The organism is Ruegeria atlantica (assembly GCF_947495585.1).
Classification (GTDB): Bacteria; Pseudomonadota; Alphaproteobacteria; order Rhodobacterales; family Rhodobacteraceae; genus Ruegeria; species Ruegeria atlantica_G.
In genome coordinates, this window is sequence record NZ_CANLZK010000010.1 from 149719 (window position 1) to 168962 (window position 19244).

The window sequence follows — 19244 nt, forward strand, 5'->3', positions numbered from 1 at the left end:
GAGTACCCAGAATGCCCCAATACAACGATATGTTCGAACTCTCGGTCGAGGACATCGATCTGATTGAAGTATCCTTGCGTCGGGCGATGACTTCATTGGCAGTTGGAGCCCTTTGTGAAAGTGAAGACGAAAACAAACAACGGAATGACAGCTTGCACCGAATTCAGGATCTGCTCGGGCGGCTGCACGATCAGAAGATATTCTATCGGCCTAAGTCGGGTGTTTATGTCGGTGGTTGACCAATGGTCCAGCCAGACCTGTGGGGTTAACGTGAGCCGGGCAATCTAAGGGTTCGGAACACGCCTGCCAGGCGGGTGTCGATCTGACAATGACCGCACCGAGCTCATTTTGAACAATGCTGCACCATGCACCAATGTCCTGATTAAGTAGAGGAAAAAGTGTGGAGGGCCACATACTCCCTCCATTTGAACATTGGCTCTATTCCTCCGGATTAAAGTGTACGTCTATTGGACCCTCCCATTGAATCAACCGGATTGTTGGCTCATCGGTGGGAAACGAGTCATCATGATGCTCTCCCCCAGGTTGATACCAGTAGTCGCTGAGGGTTTGCGGCGGCACTTCAGCTTCACTTTCGCCTTTTATGTTGTGATTAGATGCACCGGATACGACAAGGCCGTGATATCCGTGGGTATGCGAGTACAAGGCCCCGGGAAATTTGGCGGGAATTTCATAAAGACCGCCGACGGACCTTCCTTGGGGTTGCCCCACAGGACAGAAAGCTCAAACGGAGCACCTCGGGCTGGAAGAACTCTGCCTCTTCCAAGGCAATTCTGTATGAGCTTTTTTCCGTTTCGTCGTTGAGTGACAGGGTGGCTGTGCTTATAAGTGGAACAGCCACGGCAGCAATCTTAGCGATTGAATTGAACATATTTCTTTCATCAAGATGTGTCTGCGACTGTTACGAGGCGACTTCGCCCCGCCATCCATGCGAGAACCCGATAGTTAAATTGGCTGGCAGTCTCGCTGTCCGAAGATCAATGATGGATTGATATTCGTCACTCTTCCAGAAATGCTCCAGAATTTCGCGGGATGGAAACCGTATCAAGGTAAGTCCCGCGCCGTCTGGCCAGTCTCCTTCAAACTTGGATATGGAGGGTTGCCGACTGGTCGACGACTCGATTGACGCCGTCGACTTAGTATCCGCATAGATCGGTCAAACAGAACTATTGGTCGATAGCCTTCACTTTCAGTAAACCAGTTCAAAGTCCTCTGGTTTCCAAGTCTTTTCGAACCATAGCTCCAATTGGCCATATAAGCGCAACATTGTGTTGAAACCTTTGCCCGGAACCGATTGTGGCCAGTTGTTTTCCCATCCTTGGTGCGCCTCGGGACCAAACTAGATAGTATAGCTGAAGCGGTTGAAATATGACGCTGCCGGGCCGCTCGTTGCCGACTTTCCTCGAACTGCCACATATTTGATCAAAGCCACCTTTCGTTCTCATTGAATTTAGGGTCGCAATCCAAACAACCTTAACTCTGCTCGCCTCGCGCATCATCAACCGACGTTGCGCGAGGGTTTGCCTGCACCGCCTCCAATTTCTTGAACACTTCTGCTTTCCAGCCTGCTTTAATCTGAATTGCCAATTGGGACGGTGGTCGGTGGTCGGGTTCGAGGAGAGCGTATTCATATCTTAGCGGTTTCTCGAAAGGTAAAAACACAAGCTCTCCGTTGGATAGATTAAGCTCTTTTTCGGTCGCAACAGTCAGCGGGTCAACGATGCTGCAACACTGCCCAGAACTGACAAAGGGGATAAGAGGTAGAAAATACTGGCAGGTAACAGTCTGATTGTACTCCGCGGCAACGTCCTCAAACTCCTGCCGGACTTTCCGTTGGAACGGGTGTGAAGGATGCAGGCCGCCCATTGGCGTTCCGTCAAGATCCGACAGTGTCAGGATCTTGCGCGACGCAAGAGGATGTTCACAGTCAATAGCACAGAAGCAATCAGCCCGGATAAGTTCAGTGGAATACTGGGGTTCTTTGCCGGCTGAATGCTCGAAGTCAGCAAAGCCGAAGTCGATATTTTGCGTCCCCGCAAGCTCCATAATCTGCGGTGAACTGCGTGTCGAAAGCGTAATGCGAATATCGGGGTTTTCACCAACTGATTGGCTTATGAAACGTGGGAACAAAAAGGCAGATGGACCCGGCATCGTTGCAATATTCAAGCTTCCGGCATGCCCTTTAATGAGTCCTTCCATCGTGCTGGAGATTGTCGCCAAGCGGTCCAAAATACCCGTAGTTTCGGCTAAGAGATAGTGCGCCTCGGGGACTGGCACCAATCGTCTTCCCTTACGTTCGAACAGCGTCAGGCCCAATGTCTTTTCAAGGTTTTTCAACGCAAGGCTAATCGCGGGTTGCGTGCGATTTAGTTTCTTGGCGGTTTGAGAGATGGAGCCGGTCTCCATCACCTCACGAAATACAGTTAGCTGAGTTAGGTTCATATTTTTAAATATAAGCAAAACTTTAGTTTAGTGAAATATAACAAATTTGTATTTATGCAGTTTGTCTCTACGCTTGCGGGATCGAAGTTTGGGAAAACCAAAACCGAAATTCCAACAAGGGAGATGATAATGAAATTTGTGAAATGCTTGACTGGTCTTGCATTGGCGGGCGCGCTGGCAGCCCCCGCGCTGGCGCAGGACCCAACGTTCTTCCGTATTGGCACTGGTGGCGCTGGCGGCACTTACTTCCCCATCGGTGGCACCATCGCAAACGGAATCTCCGCCCCTCCAGGATCGCGCCCGTGTGAAGAAGGCGGCCAGTGCGGTGTTCCGGGCCTAATCGCGATCGCGCAATCCACCACCGCTTCGGTCTTCAACAATGCCGCCGTGCAGAACGGAGAACTTGAGGCCGGGCTGGCTGCAGCCGACGTCACGCGTTCGATGTATCTGGGTGAAGGTAAGTTCGAAGGTAAACCTCATCCCAAACTGCGCATCGTCGCCAATCTGTTCCCCGAAGACCTGCACCTGGTGCTTCCGGCCGGCTCGACGATTAACGATCTGAGTGATCTGGAAGGCAAGCGCGTTGGCATTGCGCAGGCTGGTTCCGGCACGCAGGTTGCCGTTTTGCAGATGCTGGATGCTTGGGGCGTTAACCGTGACAACATGGATGAGGCCGAGCTGAACAATAGTCAGAGCGCCGAACGTCTGGCCGATGGTCAGCTTGATGCCTATTTCTATGCCGCAGGCTGGCCGGTTGCAGCGATGGTGCAGCTATCTTCGACCAAAGGTATGAACCTGCACTCCTTCTCCGACGAAGATCTGGGCAAGATCAACGAGATCATTCCGGCCTATATCCCCTCAGCCATTCCAGGTGGCGTGTATGAAGGCATCGACAGCGAAACCAAGACCCCTGCTGTCAGCGCGATGCTAGTTGTGTCATCAGACCTGTCCGACGACCTGGTCTATGAGCTGACCAAGGCGATGTGGAACGACAATACCCGCAAGCTACTGGATAACGGTCATGCTAAGGGCAAGCAGATCACCCCTGATACTGCTTTGGATGGTGTCGAAGCACTAGGCGTTCCGCTGCATCCGGGTGCTGAGAAATTCTACAAAGAAGCCGGACTTCTTCAGTAACCCGTTCTCACCTCAACTCATCGTCCGGTGCCCCTATTTGGGGCACCGCACACTCTAAATGCGCGATATCAGGGGGCCATCATGTCCACGACTCAAAATCTTGATGACCACGAGCTCACAGCCGAAGAACTAGCGGCTATCGAAGAACAGTTCGACGAGGGTGCCGCCGTCCGGCAGGTTACGCCGACAACCGGCAAGGTCCTGCGCGTTGTGGCCCTGATCTTTGCGTTTTACGAATTCTTAACGGCCGGTTTTGGCCTGCCGGCCGATCACTGGCACATGGGCATCTATCTGGCTCTACTGTTCATTCTGGTCTACGCGACAATCCCGATTATCGGGGCCAAAAGCCTTTATGCGCTTAAGGTCAGCCGGTTCCGGATCGGCAACATCCCTCTTTACGATCTGGTCTTCATGGCTCTTGGGATCATAGCGGCGCTGTATGTGGGCGTCGCCTGGCGTGGCATTCCGTTTCTTGGAATTGAGGAACAGACCTTCCGTATGGGTAACCCCAACAGTTATGACGTGATTTTGGGTGTGATCATCATCCTGCTGGTGCTGGATATCGCACGCCGCACGCTTGGTTGGGTACTGCCGCTGATCATCTGCGTATTTATCTCATACGCTTTGCTTGGGCCGTATTTCCCCGGATTGTTGCAGCATCCTGGCGTGAACTTCAAAACCTTCGTTTCGTCGATGTACTTCCCGCAGGAGGGCATCTACGGCGTCACGTTGTGGGTCGTCTCGACGATCGTCTTCCATTTCGTGTTGTTCGGCGTGATCGCGCAACGCACCGGGTTAGGGCAACTTTTCATCGATAACGCCACCATTTTGGCGGGCCGCTATACCGGCGGTCCGGCAAAAGTGTCGGTGGTATCCTCGGCCTTCTTCGGCACGATCTCGGGTTCTTCGGTGGCCAACACCGTATCAACCGGCGCGCTGACAATTCCCAACATGAAGCGCCTTGGATACCCCGGCCATTTTGCGGGTGGGGTCGAGGCTGCTTCCTCGGCGGGTGGTCAGATCACTCCGCCGATCATGGGTGCCGCTGCCTTTATCATGGCAGAGTTTCTTGAGGTTCCCTACACCACCATCGTTATTGCTGCGATTTTCCCAGCACTCCTGCACTATGTTGGCGTCTTTGCTGTCGTGCACCTGATGGCACGCAAGCTAAATCTCAAAGGTCTGACCAAAGAGCAACTGCCGCAGCTCAAAGCCGTCTGGGCCGAAGGCTGGGCCAACATAGTTCCCCTGATCGGCCTGCTCGTCGTTCTGTTCACGGGTTACACGCCCTTCATGTCGGCCTTCTGCGGCATATCACTTGCTGTAATCGCGGGCATGTCGCGCTTGAGGCAACCTCCGACACTGATCTACGCGGCAGCGTTCCTCAGCTTTGTACTGTGGAAGTTCTCAGACGGCGGCTTTGACCTGACCATGACAACAATCCTGTGCGGATTGACGGTGGTCGCAACATTGAACCCTCAGAAACGCATCGAAGTGCCCGAGATGCTGAAGGCGGTAGAATTGGGTGTGAAATACTCGCTAGCCGTGGGTGCCGCCGCTGCTGCGGTTGGTATCGTGGTAGGCGTGATCAACACCACTGGCATCGGGTTCCGTATCGGATTCATGGTTACGCAGGGCGCAGGCAACCTGGCATCGGATCTGTACAACATGATCTCGTTCGGCAGCTTCCAGTTCTTTGCGATGGAAGACTTACAATTGTTCATCTCATTGGTGTTCATCGCCGTCGTCTGTATCCTGATGGGCGCGGGCATTCCGACCACCGCGCTGTATATCATGCTGGTGTCAGTGGCGCAGCCTGCGCTGGCGCAACTGGGTGTTCCACCCATCGCCAGCCACCTTTTCGTGCTCTACTATGGTGTGGTGTCCGAGATTACACCACCGGTCTGTACTTCAGCCTATGCCGCGGCTGCCATTGCGAATTCAAACCCGTTCCGAACTGGTCTTTCTGCTTTCACCCTTGGATTGGGCAAAGTGATTGCGCCCATGGCCTTTGTCTATGCGCCGGTCCTGCTGTTCGTGTCGTCAACCGGGTTCAACCTATGGGAATTCACCTATACCGCGACCAGTTGCATCGCCGGGGTTATTGCCCTGTCGGCGGCTGTGGTTGGGTATTGGTTGAGTCCGCTGAATATCGCATCGCGTATTCTGTTGGCCATCGCTGGGATCATCTTTGTCGCGCCTAGTCTGACGGCAGATCTGATCGCGCTGGCTGTGGCCTCGCCGGTCATTGTCACCCAACTAATCGCCCGCAATCGCAGTCACTCACCGGCCTGAATCGATGACAGAACAAGTGACTATCATCGGCGCAGGGATCGTCGGTATTTGTTGCGCTTTGTCGCTACAGGAGCGCGGCATTCCGGTTCGGCTGATTGACCGCGGTCAACCAGGGCAGGAAACCTCTTTCGGGAATGCAGGTGTAGTGTCGCCGTGGTCAATCATTCCGCAAGCGATGCCGGGCATATGGAAATCACTGCCCCAGATGCTACTGGACCCCAAAAGCGCGCTTTCGGTCAGAACCAGTTACTGGCCAAAAATGATCCCCTGGGGCCTGCGGTTTTTGGGAAACTCCGGCGAAAGGTCGGTGCGTGAAATCTCGGACGCGATGGAGCTTTTGTGCCGCCCTTCTATCGACCTGTATCGTCGTCATCTTCAAGGCACCGGGCACGAAAACCTGATCACTGACAGCTACTATATTCACGCTTTTCGCCACCGGAAGCAGGCTGATCTGAATGGGCTTGGATATCTGATCCGCCAGGAAAAAGGAGGCGATCTGGAGCTTGTCGATGGTGCCGAGTTGCGCGGCCTGGAACCTGCACTGTCAGAGGAATTCAAAGCCGCGATCGTGATCAAAGGTCAGGCACGCGTAACCTCACCAGGACGTGTGGGGGCGGTACTGGCTGAAAAAGCGCGCTCGCAAGGCGCCGAAATAGTACAAACCGAAGTCACCAAACTGACACCGGCTGAAGATGGTGGTTGGCAGATTACAACCTCGCAGGGCACGTTGCGTGCCGCCAGCATCATCCTCGCGGCCGGTGTGTGGTCCGCCGACCTGCTGAAACCACTGGGGATGCCTGTGCCGCTTGTGGCCGAGCGGGGTTACCACGTCGAATTCCCGACTCCCTCGGCCCAATTGAACAATTCGGTCATGGATGTAGACGCAAAGGTGGTCGCAAGTTCAATGCAGGACGGTCTGAGAGTCGCTGGCACGGCCGAATTTGGTAGCGTCGACGCGCCCGCTGATCCACGTAAGAAAAAAATCCTGACCGAACAAGCCAAGGCCATGGTCCCAGGCCTCAATACAGGCGAGGCACAATTTTGGATGGGTCGACGCCCGTCCTTTCCGGACAGTTTGCCGGCGATCGGACCAGTTAACGGGCGGGAAGGGCTCTATACCGCGTTCGGGCATTCTCACTATGGGCTGATGATGGCCCCAAAGACCGGCGAGCTTGTGGCCGATCTGGTTTCCGGTCGCAGCCCAAACATCGATCTGGCTCCGTTTTCTCTGGCCCGGTTTTAAAGTTTCAAATCAGAAGGATCCGATGACTATGCCAATCTACAACGGTGGTCAGAACATTTGCGGGGCGTCAATTGGTGTTCTGTGCCTTGAAAGCTATTTTCCAAAACCACCGGGACATATCAAGAACCCTTCCAGTCTGCCATTTCCGGTTCTGTATGAGATGATCGACGGTGTGACGGTACCAAACTTGCTGAACAACCCTTCGCCCGAGTTACTGGCACCGTTCATCGAAGGCGCCAAGCGGCTTGAGGCTGAAGGCGTTCGAGCCATCACAGGCAGTTGCGGCTTTCTAGCCTTGTTTCAAAAAGAATTGGCAGCTGCGGTTTCAGTGCCTGTCTTTGCCTCCAGCCTGATCCAAGTGCCGCTGGCCTTTCACATGACCGGTGCCAACGCGCCGGTGGGCGTGCTAACCGCGGATGCATCTGCATTGACGCCCCGGCATTTCGAGGGTGTTGGTGCAACAGGTGTTCCTGTGGCCGTGAAGGGATTGGAGGATACAACAGAATTCGCCGAAGTGATCTTGCGGAACACACGGACCCGGATGGACACGGACCTGATCGAAACCGAGGTCTTGAATGCGGCCCGTAATCTGGTTCTTGAAGCTCCGGACATTCGGTCGTTGGTTTTGGAATGCACGGACCTGCCGCCTTACGCATCGCGGCTTCAGGAAGAACTGCTGCTTCCTGTTTTTGACCTGACCACACTGGCGCAAATGGCGCACGCTGTGACAACCCGGGCGCAATACTCGGGACTGATGCCGTGGCAGCGCTGACCGTGCCAAAATGGTCAATGATGGACCCTGGCCGGGAACTCAGGATATCTGAGGGCTTGCGACATTGCTTTGGCCCATAGGAGATTTGAGTGTTCGTTGACCTGTCAATCTTGATGATTGCCATCTGCCTCGGCGCAATGCTGCAAGTCGGCGTTGGCATCGGGTTTAGCATCATCGCCGGACCGCCCATGATGATTTTGCTTGGCACGTCGACAGCGGTTCCCGTTTTGCTTTTGCTGAACACATTTGTATCAGTGGTAGCGACAGACCGGCATGTTCTAAAAAACAACCGTCAACTAATCCGAACCGCGGTCATTGGATGCTGTGTCGGAGTGGCCGCTGGCCTTGTTGTGTATCCCTTTTTGAGCGAAGCATTTGTTCTTGCCCTGACGGCGTGTCTATTGCTGATCGGGTTGATTACGACCTTGCTCCCCTTGCGGGGATCCATTGGCAACGCTGGGTTTTCAGTCGTTACAGGACTGTCTGGGCTTGCGACTGTTTGGGCAGCGACACCGGGCCCTCTTATGGTGTTCGGTTTGATAGCTAAAGGCCGTTCCGCCAAAGAAGTAGCGAAACTGGTTCAACCGATAGCGTTGGTGGCATACGGCATAGCTTTCTTGTTGCACAATTTGTCCGAAGCCCAAGCAATCTCATATGAACCGCAGTTAATAGGGTTCGTTGCAATCACTCTGATCGGCAGCATAATTGGTCGTGCAGCAGGCCCTTATTTGCCACAGCCGATCATCATCGCAGTGATCCGCGTGGTATCCTTGATTGCCTGCTGCGTTCTGTTCCATCGGGCTTTTTCAATGGCTTAACCTTAAAGGTCACAAGATGACACGAAACAACAATCTGCACAGGTTTCCACGTGCCAAACTTATGTCGGGTCCAACCCCTTTGGAGCGTTTGGACAACTTGTCGGCAGAACTGGATATCGACCTTTGGCTGAAACGCGATGATCTGACTGGGCTTAGTTTTGGTGGCAACAAAACACGGCAGCTTGAATTTTATCTCGGAGATGCGCGTCAGCAGGGTGCTGATATCATTCTGATCACCGGCGCCGTCCAATCCAATTTCGTTCGGTCTGCGGCCGCTGCCGCAGCCAAACTGGGCATGCAATCCGTGCTTCAGTTGGAAGAGCGTGTCCCTGACATGGGGGCGGAGTACTATTCGTCCGGGAATGTGCTTCTGGCACATATCCTTGGTGCCGAGCATATGGGTTACCCTGAAGGTGAAGACGAAGCGGGAGCCGACGCAGCGCTGCATGCGCGCGCAGTAGAATTGAAAGCCAAAGGTCACAAACCGTACGTTATTCATCTGGGGCTGGGCCATCCGCCCTTGGGTGCCTTGGGCTACGTCGTGGCCGGACAGGAATTGTATCAGCAGATGCCGGATTTCGACGCGGTCGTCGTCCCCTCGGGTAGCGGTGCCACACATGGCGGACTGCTGACCGGTCTGGCGTTAGAAGAAAGCACTGCCTCGGTGTTTGGGATTTGCGTGCGCAGAGATCGTGAAAAGCAGCAGGCCCGAATGAAGGTCGTTTTGCAGAAGCTTGCGGACTTGCTGGATATCGACGCAGGACTTCTACAGGACAAGATCAATGTTTTCGACGAAGCCTTGCCGCCGGGTTATGGCAAAGTGAATGCAATAACGCGCGATGCATTGGAAAAGATGGCCCGGACGGAAGGGATTTTTCTCGACCCTGTTTATTCTGCGAAAACGTTCGCTGGTTTGCTGAACCTGGTCGAAAGTGGGAAGATCAAGCCAGGCGAAAAAATCGTATTGTTACATTCGGGTGGATTGCCCGCACTTTTTGGATATCAAAGTGAATTGATCGATAGCCCAACTTGAAGCGTTCGCAGTCCTCATACGTTTCAGAAACTTGGTTGCCCCTATCTTTGGTACGCAAACGAAATTCCTAAAGGTGGCCAACAAATAGCATTTGTGCGAAGTGGTCAACCTGATCAACGGTCGGAAATGCTGGCTCTGGCGGGCGGTGAATGCGAACCGGGGTGCCCTTGATATTCTCGTCCAGCCACAGCGGAACGCCAAGGCGGCTCGGCGTTGTTTGAAGCGATTGATTTCGCAATACGGCGAACCCCGTGTTGTGATCACGGATAGTTTGAGACGCTATTTAAAGCTGATCCGAGATCTCGCGCCGAGTGTAGATCGACGAGCACATAAAGAGTAAAACAATCGGATCGAAGAATCACACAGACCCACGCGAAAGCGTGCGAGCTTGATGGGACGTTGCAAGTCCTCAAGGCAAGCGCAAAGTTTGCTTGCCGCCCACGATCAGATATCCACCATCTCATTCCGTCACGCCAGGACCAATGCTTTCGACCTATGGGACGATTACGCTCTCGAAATGACCGCCTGACGGACAAAGATCAGACCGCAGTCAGGCGCGCACGAATAAGTTGGCAACGCTGCCAACCTCCCTCTTGGTTTAAGCGACCTTTGGGCCCAAAAACGTCTGCCGACGTACGAGCCTAGCAGACCTCGGGCACCTTCGTCAGAGGTGATGCGCGCAGAATGCGTTCGTAGCCAAGATGTGCGCCTAGCGGATCCTTGTGCGGTACCTCGCCGGGCAGGGTCTCGACAACGAGACAGCTGAGCGGTGCATCGGGGCCGAGCGTTATGTCGGCCAGAAGACTCGTGATCTCTGCGGCCGACCAGCTTGTCTGGCCGGCGGGCTCGGTTGTGGCGGTAAATCCAAAGCTTCTGTCATCGAAGGGCTGGCGCGTGCGGCGCGGAGCTGCAAGCTGGCGACGACCCAGAAGCACGTTGCGCCGGTCTTCGTCATCAGCTTGCACCGCTTGTACGTAAAGCAGCACCCAAAGGTCGGTGCGTGGCACCACAGGTTGCACGGAGCGACCATTCTTGACCGGGTCGGCGAATTCGGCGCTGACGGTCAACCGCTGGGTCGAGCGGGTGACGCCGCAGGTAAGCGGAGGAGGTGCGTGCTGGATACCTGCGACTTGCAGGGGCCGCCCGTATCTGCCTTGCGCAGTACTCCACATCTCGGCGTGACCGACGCGGAATTCGTAAAGGAAGAAACCGAAGAGTTCGGGCGCTTCGGGCGGCAGCCCTTGGGGCAGCGGCAGCATGAAGTGCCGAGGGCTGTTCGTGGGCAAAAGCTTCTGCATCGCGCCCAGCCCGCTGCGGTCATCGGCTTGCTCGGGGATGATCGTGCGGATCAGTTCGCGGTCGATGGGCAGGGGCGTGTTACCCAGCGTCGGGTCGCCGGTAAGGTCGCCGGTGAGTACCGGGTCCGGACTGGTGGCGAGCATGCGCGCGAACAGGCTATCATTTGGATCGTCGGGCGGGCGGTCGAACTCGAGCCAGACCAGCCGGGTTCGTTCCTCGGAGCGGGAATACGCTGGGTCGCGCAGGTAGGGTGATAATGCGATGCCTGCCGAGACAATCTTGGGCACCTGGCGCGGAGGTCGGGCGACGGGCAAAGTCAGATCGACCTCTTCGGCACCGTCCTCTTGTGTGGGGGCAACCTTGTATTCGGGGATGGCGGTGTACTTCAACTGCAAAGGACGCGGGAAGCTGCCGTCCGCAGGCTCGGGGTCGATCGCATCGAGGAAAATCAGCGTCGTTTCTCCATTAGCGGCGGCATGGGCGACTTCGTGCGGGGCGGACTGACGCCAGCTCACCCGGCCCTCTTGGTTGCCGTCACGCTCGATGCGCAACGCACTAAGCCCATCCCATGTCCAGTCCCTTTCGATGTTGACAACGACCGCGACGATCCACTGGCTGGTCACTTCGGATTTGGTTGCGAAGCGAACTGAACCTCCGTCGGGACCGATAACTGCGTTCAGACTTGAGTGCAGCCCGAATAGGCAGCGCTGTCCCGGGCGAGCGCGCAGGCTTGCGCCCACATGATCGAGGTCGAGCGCGGAGGCAAGCCGCGCGATCGGGTTCTCGGCCCCCTGGCCGGTACGACCTCCGGCACGGTTGGCTCTGACAAGCGCCCGGCTTCCCGGTTCCGTAGGTTGCAGGTAGAAACCCTCGGCCGCCCACCCACGTGGCAGGCTGAAGAGGCCGCGTTCGTCCTGAGCCGGGCTGCGTAGGTACCGCCGCGCAGTTTCGCCGCGGCGCACGTCATCGGCACCGAAGTAGTCGGGCTTGTCCGAGCAGATAGGGGTCAGGTTCAGCCGCACATTGCGCGAAGTCGGAATAGTAATCGCGCCGTCTGTGGGGATTGTCATGGTCCCGATGTCGGCGGTGTCAACGTATTCGAGATCTAGCAGGGCCTGACCATCGGCATCGAAGGCGCGCTCTATAGTATAGAGTTGTTCGTAGACCGGCTCATCGTCTTCCGGGTTCACGTCTGGACGCAGCACTTCAACCGAAATCTCGAGGATGTCCACATCTGGGTCCGGAAGGCCAGGTGCGCGCTGCTCGGTGGCGGCCTGGGGTATATCTGCCTCAAGCTCGGCCTCGGTCCCGCCGGCCACGAGGCACGCGGGGTAGTGCAGCCGGGGTTTGGTAACTATGAGCGAGGCTGGAGGGTCGGAGGGATCGGCTGCCGAAGGCAAGGCTGGCGTCGTACTCAGTCCAGCGGGCCGGACGTAGCGCTTCATCGTTGCGGTGAAGACAGGTTGTGCGCCGGGGTTCAGGGCCTCGGTTTCGATGCCGGGGCCGCCGCCGGAAAGATCGCAAAGTCGAATGCGCAGATCGTATGTGGTGCCATAGCGCAGCGGGATATCGGGGGGCACTCCTATGACAGGTTCAGGTTCATCGTCGCCGCCCATCAGCCGGTCGGCGAAGCGGTCGACCCCCACAAGCGGCCGGCCGTTCCAGGCAGCAAAGTAGGAGGGAAGCCACATGTTGGCAGTGGGATCGCCGAGGATCTTGTTCGGTCCGACCTCAACGGGGAAGTTGGCCTGAACACTACCAAGGTCATTGCCGCCGAGAACAAGAGCGGTTTCCCCCATCGTCAGCGGAACCCAGTCGGAATTGCCGGTTTCCCGGGCATCGATGCGATAGCCGCGTACGCCCATCGGCGCATCCAACGGCGCAGCACCGGGGCTAATCTGACGGTTGAACCAGGTGACTAGCTGCGAGTCGTCGCACCCGACAAGCAGGCCGCGTTCTGTCGCGGGACGCTCCGCTTCGTCGTCACCGTCCTCGTCGAAGGGGTCGGCCCAGGCCGGTTGCGCGCCATAGACCTCTTTAGCGAAGCCGTCGTCGTAACGTACGGCCTCGGCGAAGATATCGTCGTAGCCCGGGATGGGTGCTGCTGTGACGGGGAACTGCACGGCCGTGAACAGCGGGCGTGGCCCCGATAGCGGGGACAGCCGCGCGGCGTAGAGACGCAGCGCTCCGGGAATGCCGGCAAGCGACTGCCACGGACTGCCGGGGGCGAGATCGATATAGACCCAGCCCCCTTGTGAGACGACGTCTGCAGGAAGGGGGATGTCGATTGCGCGAATGAGACCTACGGCTTCGGCAAGTAAAGGTTGGCGAAGTACGCCGGCCAGAACCTGGCCCCACGACAACGGTGGTGCCGTATCGGCGATGGACGTGCCTGCGGGCGGAACGGCCTTGAGCGCGCAGCGATACGTGTCATCGGTCAGAAGAAAGGGATTGGCGCCTTGGCCATAGCCTGTGGCCTCGCGATAGGGCGGTGGCGCGTACTTCATGATCCGGATCGAGGCGGTGCGTGGGTCGGTGGGCGTGACGGAACTGTCGATGGGGAGCTCGGACGCCAGTGATTGAAACAGCGTTTCGGCCTGCGGCATTGCGGGCAAAGTGATTGCTGTCTCGCCGGCGGCGACGCTGGCCGGTGACGGCAGCACCGTCGGGTCCGCGATGGCGCGAACCACAACGTCGAAATCCGTTGTCGCATAGGGTGACAGGCCCGGTGCGGGGGGCGAGGTCGGATCGGTCTGGGGGGTCACCATCAGACGTAGCGAGAGATTTGCGCCATCCCAATTCTGGAGGAACGGCAGCAGCACAAGGCGGGACGCGGCAGTCATCGGGCGATCCTCCGCTTTTGATCATTACAGCACATCTGGAGCATCCTCTTTGCCGAGGGGGCCGCGCGTGATTTCAACCATCTTTGCGTCCCAGGAGGCGGAAAAACTCAGGACCAGAAAGACCGAGATGTCGATCGATACGGTAACTTTCGAGACGAAGAACACGGTCTCGTTGCCGGTGCCCGGTTGCGCGAGCAGTCGTGCACCCATTGCCTCGAACCGGATGGCGACGGATATGATTGGTTTGATGGCTGCCTCGGCCTGAAGCAGAATCCCTCCGCCCCAACCCATTACGGTTTCACCGATAATGGCGATGAAGGTGAACCCAACCATACCCTTGAGCTTGAGGAAGTCGCCCGGTCCGACCTTTTTCATGTAGGCGATCCCGAAGCCGATAGTGACCACGAAGGTCGTGCCGTCCTTCACAGACATGATGAGCGAGAACTTGATGATCGCAACGGCGTATAGGCCGGGAACAGCCTTGATCGCGAACATCGGTTTGCCACCCAGCGAGAACTTCGCTTTGGTCTTTTCCTTCGCCAAGGTAATCAGAACTTCTACGCCTGTGTCGGCAAAGATGATGTCTCCCGGCAGCGGTGAGGGCGGAATCTGAAGATCGGCACCGCTACTGGTCTTGAAGGGAACCTTCATTCCGAACGTGAATTTCCATTTATTCTCCATCCGGACATCCGGTTCGCCCGAGATACCCAGTTCCTGCAGGATTGTCAGAAGGTCCTGCACGATCTGTACGGGTCCGCCCATTCGGAGTTCGGGCGCTTCGAAACGGGTGTCGGGGTCACCAAGGGCGCTGACCTGCGCAACCGTAGTGATCACATCGCCCATATCAGTATGCGCCATGATGCGGGTGGCGTTGGTTAGGCCGAACTCCCACGGAGTTGGCTGACTGGTGTCGACTTCGTATGTGACCTCTGAGTTGGTGTAGTCAACGTCGCTTTGCACGCTTCCGGCAGACGCGGTCGTGCGTCGCCCGATCCCCGCATTGAAAGTGCCGGGGCCGTCTAGGCGGAAGCTGCCGCCATCAGCCACCAATGCGAAATTGGCATTCGGGAAGGGGATGCAGTCGGACTGCTCAGGGAACATGGACAACGAGTCGGCGAGGACGAAAGGATCGGCGATGATCGGGCGTTCGGTCGAGACGATGCGATTAGGTTCGGTCGGCTCGATCCGGGGTCGACGAAAGAAGGCACGCTGCATCCCCATGGAGTGCAGGATGCCATAATCCTTGGCCGGGTTGACAGCGAAGAGATCCTCGGGGTCGGCAAAGCGGTAAGGTTCTCCTGTCGGCAGGCCCGCTGCGCCGCGCCGGATTAGCGGCAAGCCTTCATCTTCAGGCACCGGCGATGGTGCGCCGCTGGCGTCGAGCGTCTCGAGCACAGACCATTCGCCGCCGGGAAAAACGAGGCTGCCCCATGCAGTCATCGCGAACTCGGTTCCCGCGACAGCAATGCCGACGCGGTTCATGCGCATCTTCTGCTCGCCGCCTGCGACGGCACAAACTGCTTCGACGGGGCCGCACATCGGCCCGACCTGATTGATCAGGTCGGTGTAGGTGGCGACGTCGAAGGCTGGCGGGTCGGCGGTAATGCGCACGTAGCCCAGGTGCTGTTTGACCGGCACAGGAGTGTCGGCACCATCCATGACCAGATCACCCTGGAAGTAGACGGCCATGAAATCCTGCCCATTGGCGGTGACGATCTGGCCGGTCTCGGCGATCTCGGTGACATTTGTAATCCGGCTTACGACGCCGGGATGAGTGATCAGGCCGAGACCTGGGAAGTCATAAAGGCCATCGCCGCCCGCGACCCAGCCGGTGTCGCTGCGACCGACAATGGCGTCTGCCTTACGCTGAAGCGTGATCGTGCGCACAACAGGTACGCCGTAGGGAACCAGAACCGATTTGACGGTGACGACTTCCCGCGCGGTGCGTCCGACGGGCACGTCGAGTTCGACTTTCTCCACCTGAGTTGTGGCGTTCAGTGGGTTGTTCCACTTGCTGAAGATGCTTTCGCCATAGCCCGAAAGGTCGAGCCGCGTGACGGGGACGAGCGCAGTGCTGGGTGAGCCAGCACCAAGGCTGGAGTTGAAGATGCTCGTCGCGCTGGTTCCCAGGATGCTGACCGGCGCACCGGGTACATCCGCAGGCACGGCCACGGGAAGTTGCACCGTATGGCCGGGCATGGCCGGGGTCTGGCGACGTGCGAGAGTGCGGTCCCGCGCGCGTATCGAAAGCTGGTGCGCGCCTTGCATGTCATCGGGTGCCTCCGGGCGGGTTTCCTGCACCCGCACACCGCGTTCGGTATCGGTCGGCGCCGTCAATCGAGCGGAGGCGATCATTCCAAAGGGGAGGGTGACTCGCGCCCGGCTAGACGGGTGGGTGTCGCCGCGAAGTCGGTCGAGGATCGCGTCATAGGCGGGCACCGGTGCGAACGGTACGCGGTCTCCGTCGGGCAGGTCGATGACCGCGGGGACGCCGGAATTGAGAAACACCACACGTTCGGGAAAGGCGATGGCGTCCGCTGGCTCGGGCGGAACGACAACCGCGGGTTCCCATTGAACCGCAGGAAGGGTCAGCAGCACCATCCAATTAGGATCTACCTCGAAAGCCAGGTCTTCTATGGCGACGACCTGGCTGACTGCAGTCGGGGCAGTGCTGGAAACTCCGATAGGATCGCGCGGGCCACGTGGTGGGCGCAGCGCGACACCAAACTGGCCCGCGCCACTGGAAACATCGAGAAGGGTGATCTTAGGGACAAATTCGAAGTCTAGCGCATCGCCAAGCGCTTTCCCCCAACTCGGATCAGCGGCGGCCGCGGCAGTGTTGGGACGCGCGGCGATGGAGACGTCGGTGACCGAGGCAACAGCCGCACCGGAATTCGACAGTAAGTCCATGGATGCGCCGGTGTCGCCGTTGTTGGGGGCCGCGACAGGCGCTGGACCCGGGAGAAAAAAGTCCAGTGTCCGGCTTCCCGGCTGGACGGCAAACCTGCTGATCAGAAGCTGAGCGCCCCGTTTCTCGGACGTGTCGCCAATACCGACGTTGGCGGCATAAGGGTCAGGCAGTGTCGGTACGATCCCCTCCAGTCTGTAGCCTGCCCAAAGGGCACCGGAGTTAATGCGCTCGCCATCGAAAAAGCCGTATAGAAGGGCGTTGATCGGGTCGTTGGTGCGCAGGAGACCATTCTTTATCTGAAAGCACCGTCGCTGGTCCGCGTGATTTCGACCATAGATTGCGAGCGCGCCGATATCCCCAATCTGAGCGATGATGACGACCGCATCCAGTAAGCGCAGCGGCACACGATCGCCTGCGACATCGCGCGGAAGGTCCGGGCGCAGGCTTACATCGGCCACATACTGGACGGCCTCCTGCCCGCCAGTCTGGGCGAAGTAACGAACCGAACCTTGGGTCGCGCGCCCGATTTCAGCGCGTGACGCCGGGGTGACGTCGCCAATCTCGATCAGTGTGCGGCGACCATCCTGTTCGGCTTGCAGGGCGGTGAGTGCAAGTCGCTCCTGGTCGACCATCAAAGTGGTTAGCCCAAGCTGTCCGAGCGCGGTTTCAGAAGAGATTTGAGCCGAAAGTCCGGGGTCGATCTGGAGCATTAATGCGCCGACTCCCGCCGCTTCGCCCAAAAGCGCGGGGGCGATCCGCGCGGCCGGCAGTGCAAGGCCACCGCCGGTGATCGGGGCCTCACCCGCGATCGCAAAGTCCTTGGCATCAGAGGCGGTGACCGTGAACTCCGTTTCGGTCGGGGTCATTGGCACCAACAGGCGGTTGAATTCCGGCAGGTACTGTGCTGCGGATTGCGCAGGCGTTAATTTCACCTCTTCACCGAAGCCACCAATGGTGGCGTCTGCCGTCGCTTCAATCTGATTGCCGCCAGGGCCAATGGCGATCTGCAGGGCTTCTGGTGGATCGAAGATCGAGGCGCGCGCGTCGGCGCCGGCGTGGTCCAGTGGGACGCCCGAAATGCCCTGCGCGGGCGGGTCCAGCAAGATGTCCAGCTTGCAGGTGACATTGGTCGGGACGACGACCTCGTCGCCATTGACCGCAATAGGTGAAGAAAAAGAAAGCGAGCCGCCTTTGATCCGGATGCCAGTGTAGGTGTCGCCAGCCACAGTCGCAAAGAGGTTCGTTGCCATCCAAAAGCTGCCACCCGCGAGATCGTGATCGACTTGTGCGGCGGAATGGAACACTGAAGCAAACTGGACGTGCGGGGCGCTTAGGAACGGGGCGCCGCCGGGGGCGCGGACAAATCGGACCTGGCGGACGACCCGGAATATATGGATCCAAATGTCACGACCGAAAGCATCACGTACTGGCCCGATGACCACTTCGGCGGCCAAGCCACTGGTCCAGGCCGGAAGGGCGTCATTCAGTTGCGTACTGAAGATCGGAACCCGGCGCACCGCCACCACACGGTCGGAGCCGGAGCGCAGTACTCTCTCCGCGCCGTCGATCCGGTCCCAAGAAAGGCCGTGCTCTGCGAGACTTGCAAGCGTATCGCGATCCTGGGCGCTACCGACGTAAAGTGTTCGAAGGGCCGCAGCCGCTTCCTCAGCCTCGGCTACGCTGATTTCCGCCGGAGCAGCGCCAGAAAGCGCCGCAGCGAAGGCTTCGCTCGACCCTGCCAGCGCTGCACGCCGCACGTCCAGGGCATTGGAATCGGGAACGGTATCTGGTGTGTTGGGCCGCTCGTCCTGGTTTCGCAAGAATTCTACGGCAAAGTTGTAAAGCGTTGAATCGGCTGACATATGACCTCCAAGAACAAGTGGAGAGATGCGACGATAAACAAATACTGGTTGAAAAATTGAAGTTAATAGATCGACGTTGTCGATGGGAAATTCTAACATATATTGCGATTCGAAACGAACTTCAGGCAGTGTTTTTTCCGGTCGCTGCATTTTCGCTTGGTTTGCCGCTCCGCTTTTTTCCGGGTGCGAACAACGTGGCAGGGGCCCCGAAACCCGGCTTTTACATCGTGGCGATGAACGGTATCCGCGTTCGGCACGTGGCAGGTAAGAAGGAACAGGTGCCTTCGGCGTCTGATCTACAAATCAGCCCCGATTTTGCCAATACGGGGTCAGGATCAATGAAATCGGTTAGGTTGCTGGATGAAGGAAGCGTGGTGAAAATGGATAAGTTCTTTCGCTGGAGGCAGAACTATGTGTCGCCTTACAAGGCACCTGTGGAACATCGTACACCTTTGATTCAATTTACTCAAAGAACTTAAGAAAACACGCGCAAAGTTGATTTCACGTTAACTTGCCGTTTGGCTGCTCAAGTCCGTAATCAGACATAGGTGACATCGATGAAGTCATCGTC

The 19244-nt window shown here is 57.5% G+C and carries 12 protein-coding genes and 1 pseudogene; 9 read left to right on the top strand and 4 right to left on the bottom strand.

Annotated features, from left to right (window positions below; all coding sequences use genetic code 11):
* Window positions 1-11: 11 nt before the first annotated feature.
* Window positions 12-239: a hypothetical protein gene (locus tag QMP16_RS16885; RefSeq protein WP_282153317.1), complete on the top strand. Its 228-nt coding sequence runs from the start codon at window positions 12-14 to the stop codon at window positions 237-239.
* A gap of 680 nt (window positions 240-919) precedes the next feature.
* Here QMP16_RS16885 and QMP16_RS23660 read toward each other — a convergent pair.
* Both QMP16_RS23660 and QMP16_RS16890 read right to left on the bottom strand, forming a co-directional pair.
* Window positions 920-1171 (bottom strand): DUF1330 domain-containing protein, encoded by a 252-nt coding sequence (locus QMP16_RS23660; RefSeq protein ID WP_432653412.1) that lies wholly within the window; start codon window positions 1169-1171, stop codon window positions 920-922.
* A gap of 320 nt (window positions 1172-1491) precedes the next feature.
* Window positions 1492-2460 carry a LysR family transcriptional regulator gene (locus QMP16_RS16890; RefSeq protein ID WP_282153318.1) on the bottom strand — a complete coding sequence of 323 codons (969 nt, stop codon included), beginning with the start codon at window positions 2458-2460 and terminating at the stop codon, window positions 1492-1494.
* 129 nt (window positions 2461-2589) lie between these two features.
* On the opposite strand from QMP16_RS16890, the gene QMP16_RS16895 reads away from it, so the two are divergent.
* The 7 genes and pseudogenes from QMP16_RS16895 to QMP16_RS16925 all read left to right on the top strand — a co-directional run.
* A complete protein-coding gene (locus QMP16_RS16895; protein ID WP_282153319.1) occupies window positions 2590-3597 on the top strand; it encodes a TAXI family TRAP transporter solute-binding subunit in 1008 nt (335 codons plus the stop codon).
* Between the two features lie 81 nt (window positions 3598-3678).
* A complete protein-coding gene (locus QMP16_RS16900) occupies window positions 3679-5892 on the top strand; it encodes a TRAP transporter permease (protein ID WP_282153320.1) in 2214 nt (737 codons plus the stop codon).
* Window positions 5893-5896: 4 nt separating this feature from the next.
* Complete coding sequence (locus tag QMP16_RS16905; protein ID WP_282153321.1) at window positions 5897-7135, top strand: NAD(P)/FAD-dependent oxidoreductase; 1239 nt, start codon at window positions 5897-5899, stop codon at window positions 7133-7135.
* Window positions 7136-7157: 22 nt separating this feature from the next.
* Window positions 7158-7907 (top strand): aspartate/glutamate racemase family protein, encoded by a 750-nt coding sequence (locus QMP16_RS16910; RefSeq protein ID WP_282153322.1) that lies wholly within the window; start codon window positions 7158-7160, stop codon window positions 7905-7907.
* Between the two features lie 89 nt (window positions 7908-7996).
* Complete coding sequence (locus tag QMP16_RS16915) at window positions 7997-8725, top strand: TSUP family transporter (protein WP_282153323.1); 729 nt, start codon at window positions 7997-7999, stop codon at window positions 8723-8725.
* Window positions 8726-8741: 16 nt separating this feature from the next.
* On the top strand, window positions 8742-9758 hold the full coding sequence (locus QMP16_RS16920; RefSeq protein WP_282153324.1) for a D-cysteine desulfhydrase family protein: 1017 nt from the start codon (window positions 8742-8744) through the stop codon (window positions 9756-9758).
* Window positions 9759-9846: 88 nt separating this feature from the next.
* Window positions 9847-10287: pseudogene (locus tag QMP16_RS16925) on the top strand (DDE-type integrase/transposase/recombinase); the annotation flags it as partial.
* A 112-nt stretch (window positions 10288-10399) separates the two neighbouring features.
* On the opposite strand, the gene QMP16_RS16930 reads toward QMP16_RS16925, so the two are convergent.
* On the bottom strand, window positions 10400-13900 hold the full coding sequence (locus QMP16_RS16930) for a hypothetical protein (protein WP_282153325.1): 3501 nt from the start codon (window positions 13898-13900) through the stop codon (window positions 10400-10402).
* A gap of 24 nt (window positions 13901-13924) precedes the next feature.
* Window positions 13925-18673 (bottom strand): hypothetical protein, encoded by a 4749-nt coding sequence (locus QMP16_RS16935; RefSeq protein WP_282153326.1) that lies wholly within the window; start codon window positions 18671-18673, stop codon window positions 13925-13927.
* On the opposite strand from QMP16_RS16935, the gene QMP16_RS16940 reads away from it, so the two are divergent.
* On the top strand, window positions 18658-19152 hold the full coding sequence (locus QMP16_RS16940; RefSeq protein WP_282153327.1) for a hypothetical protein: 495 nt from the start codon (window positions 18658-18660) through the stop codon (window positions 19150-19152). The two genes, QMP16_RS16935 and QMP16_RS16940, sit on opposite strands and share 16 nt — an antisense overlap.
* Window positions 19153-19244: the final 92 nt, after the last annotated feature.

Coding starts and splice junctions, on each gene's coding strand:
- QMP16_RS16890 (WP_282153318.1), bottom strand. CDS start 2,460: ATGAACCTAACTCAGCTAACTGTATTTCGTGAGGTGATGGAGACCGGC.
- QMP16_RS16885 (WP_282153317.1), top strand. CDS start 12: ATGCCCCAATACAACGATATGTTCGAACTCTCGGTCGAGGACATCGAT.
- QMP16_RS16900 (WP_282153320.1), top strand. CDS start 3,679: ATGTCCACGACTCAAAATCTTGATGACCACGAGCTCACAGCCGAAGAA.
- QMP16_RS16905 (WP_282153321.1), top strand. CDS start 5,897: ATGACAGAACAAGTGACTATCATCGGCGCAGGGATCGTCGGTATTTGT.
- QMP16_RS16935 (WP_282153326.1), bottom strand. CDS start 18,673: ATGTCAGCCGATTCAACGCTTTACAACTTTGCCGTAGAATTCTTGCGA.
- QMP16_RS16910 (WP_282153322.1), top strand. CDS start 7,158: ATGACTATGCCAATCTACAACGGTGGTCAGAACATTTGCGGGGCGTCA.
- QMP16_RS16895 (WP_282153319.1), top strand. CDS start 2,590: ATGAAATTTGTGAAATGCTTGACTGGTCTTGCATTGGCGGGCGCGCTG.
- QMP16_RS16920 (WP_282153324.1), top strand. CDS start 8,742: ATGACACGAAACAACAATCTGCACAGGTTTCCACGTGCCAAACTTATG.
- QMP16_RS16930 (WP_282153325.1), bottom strand. CDS start 13,900: ATGACTGCCGCGTCCCGCCTTGTGCTGCTGCCGTTCCTCCAGAATTGG.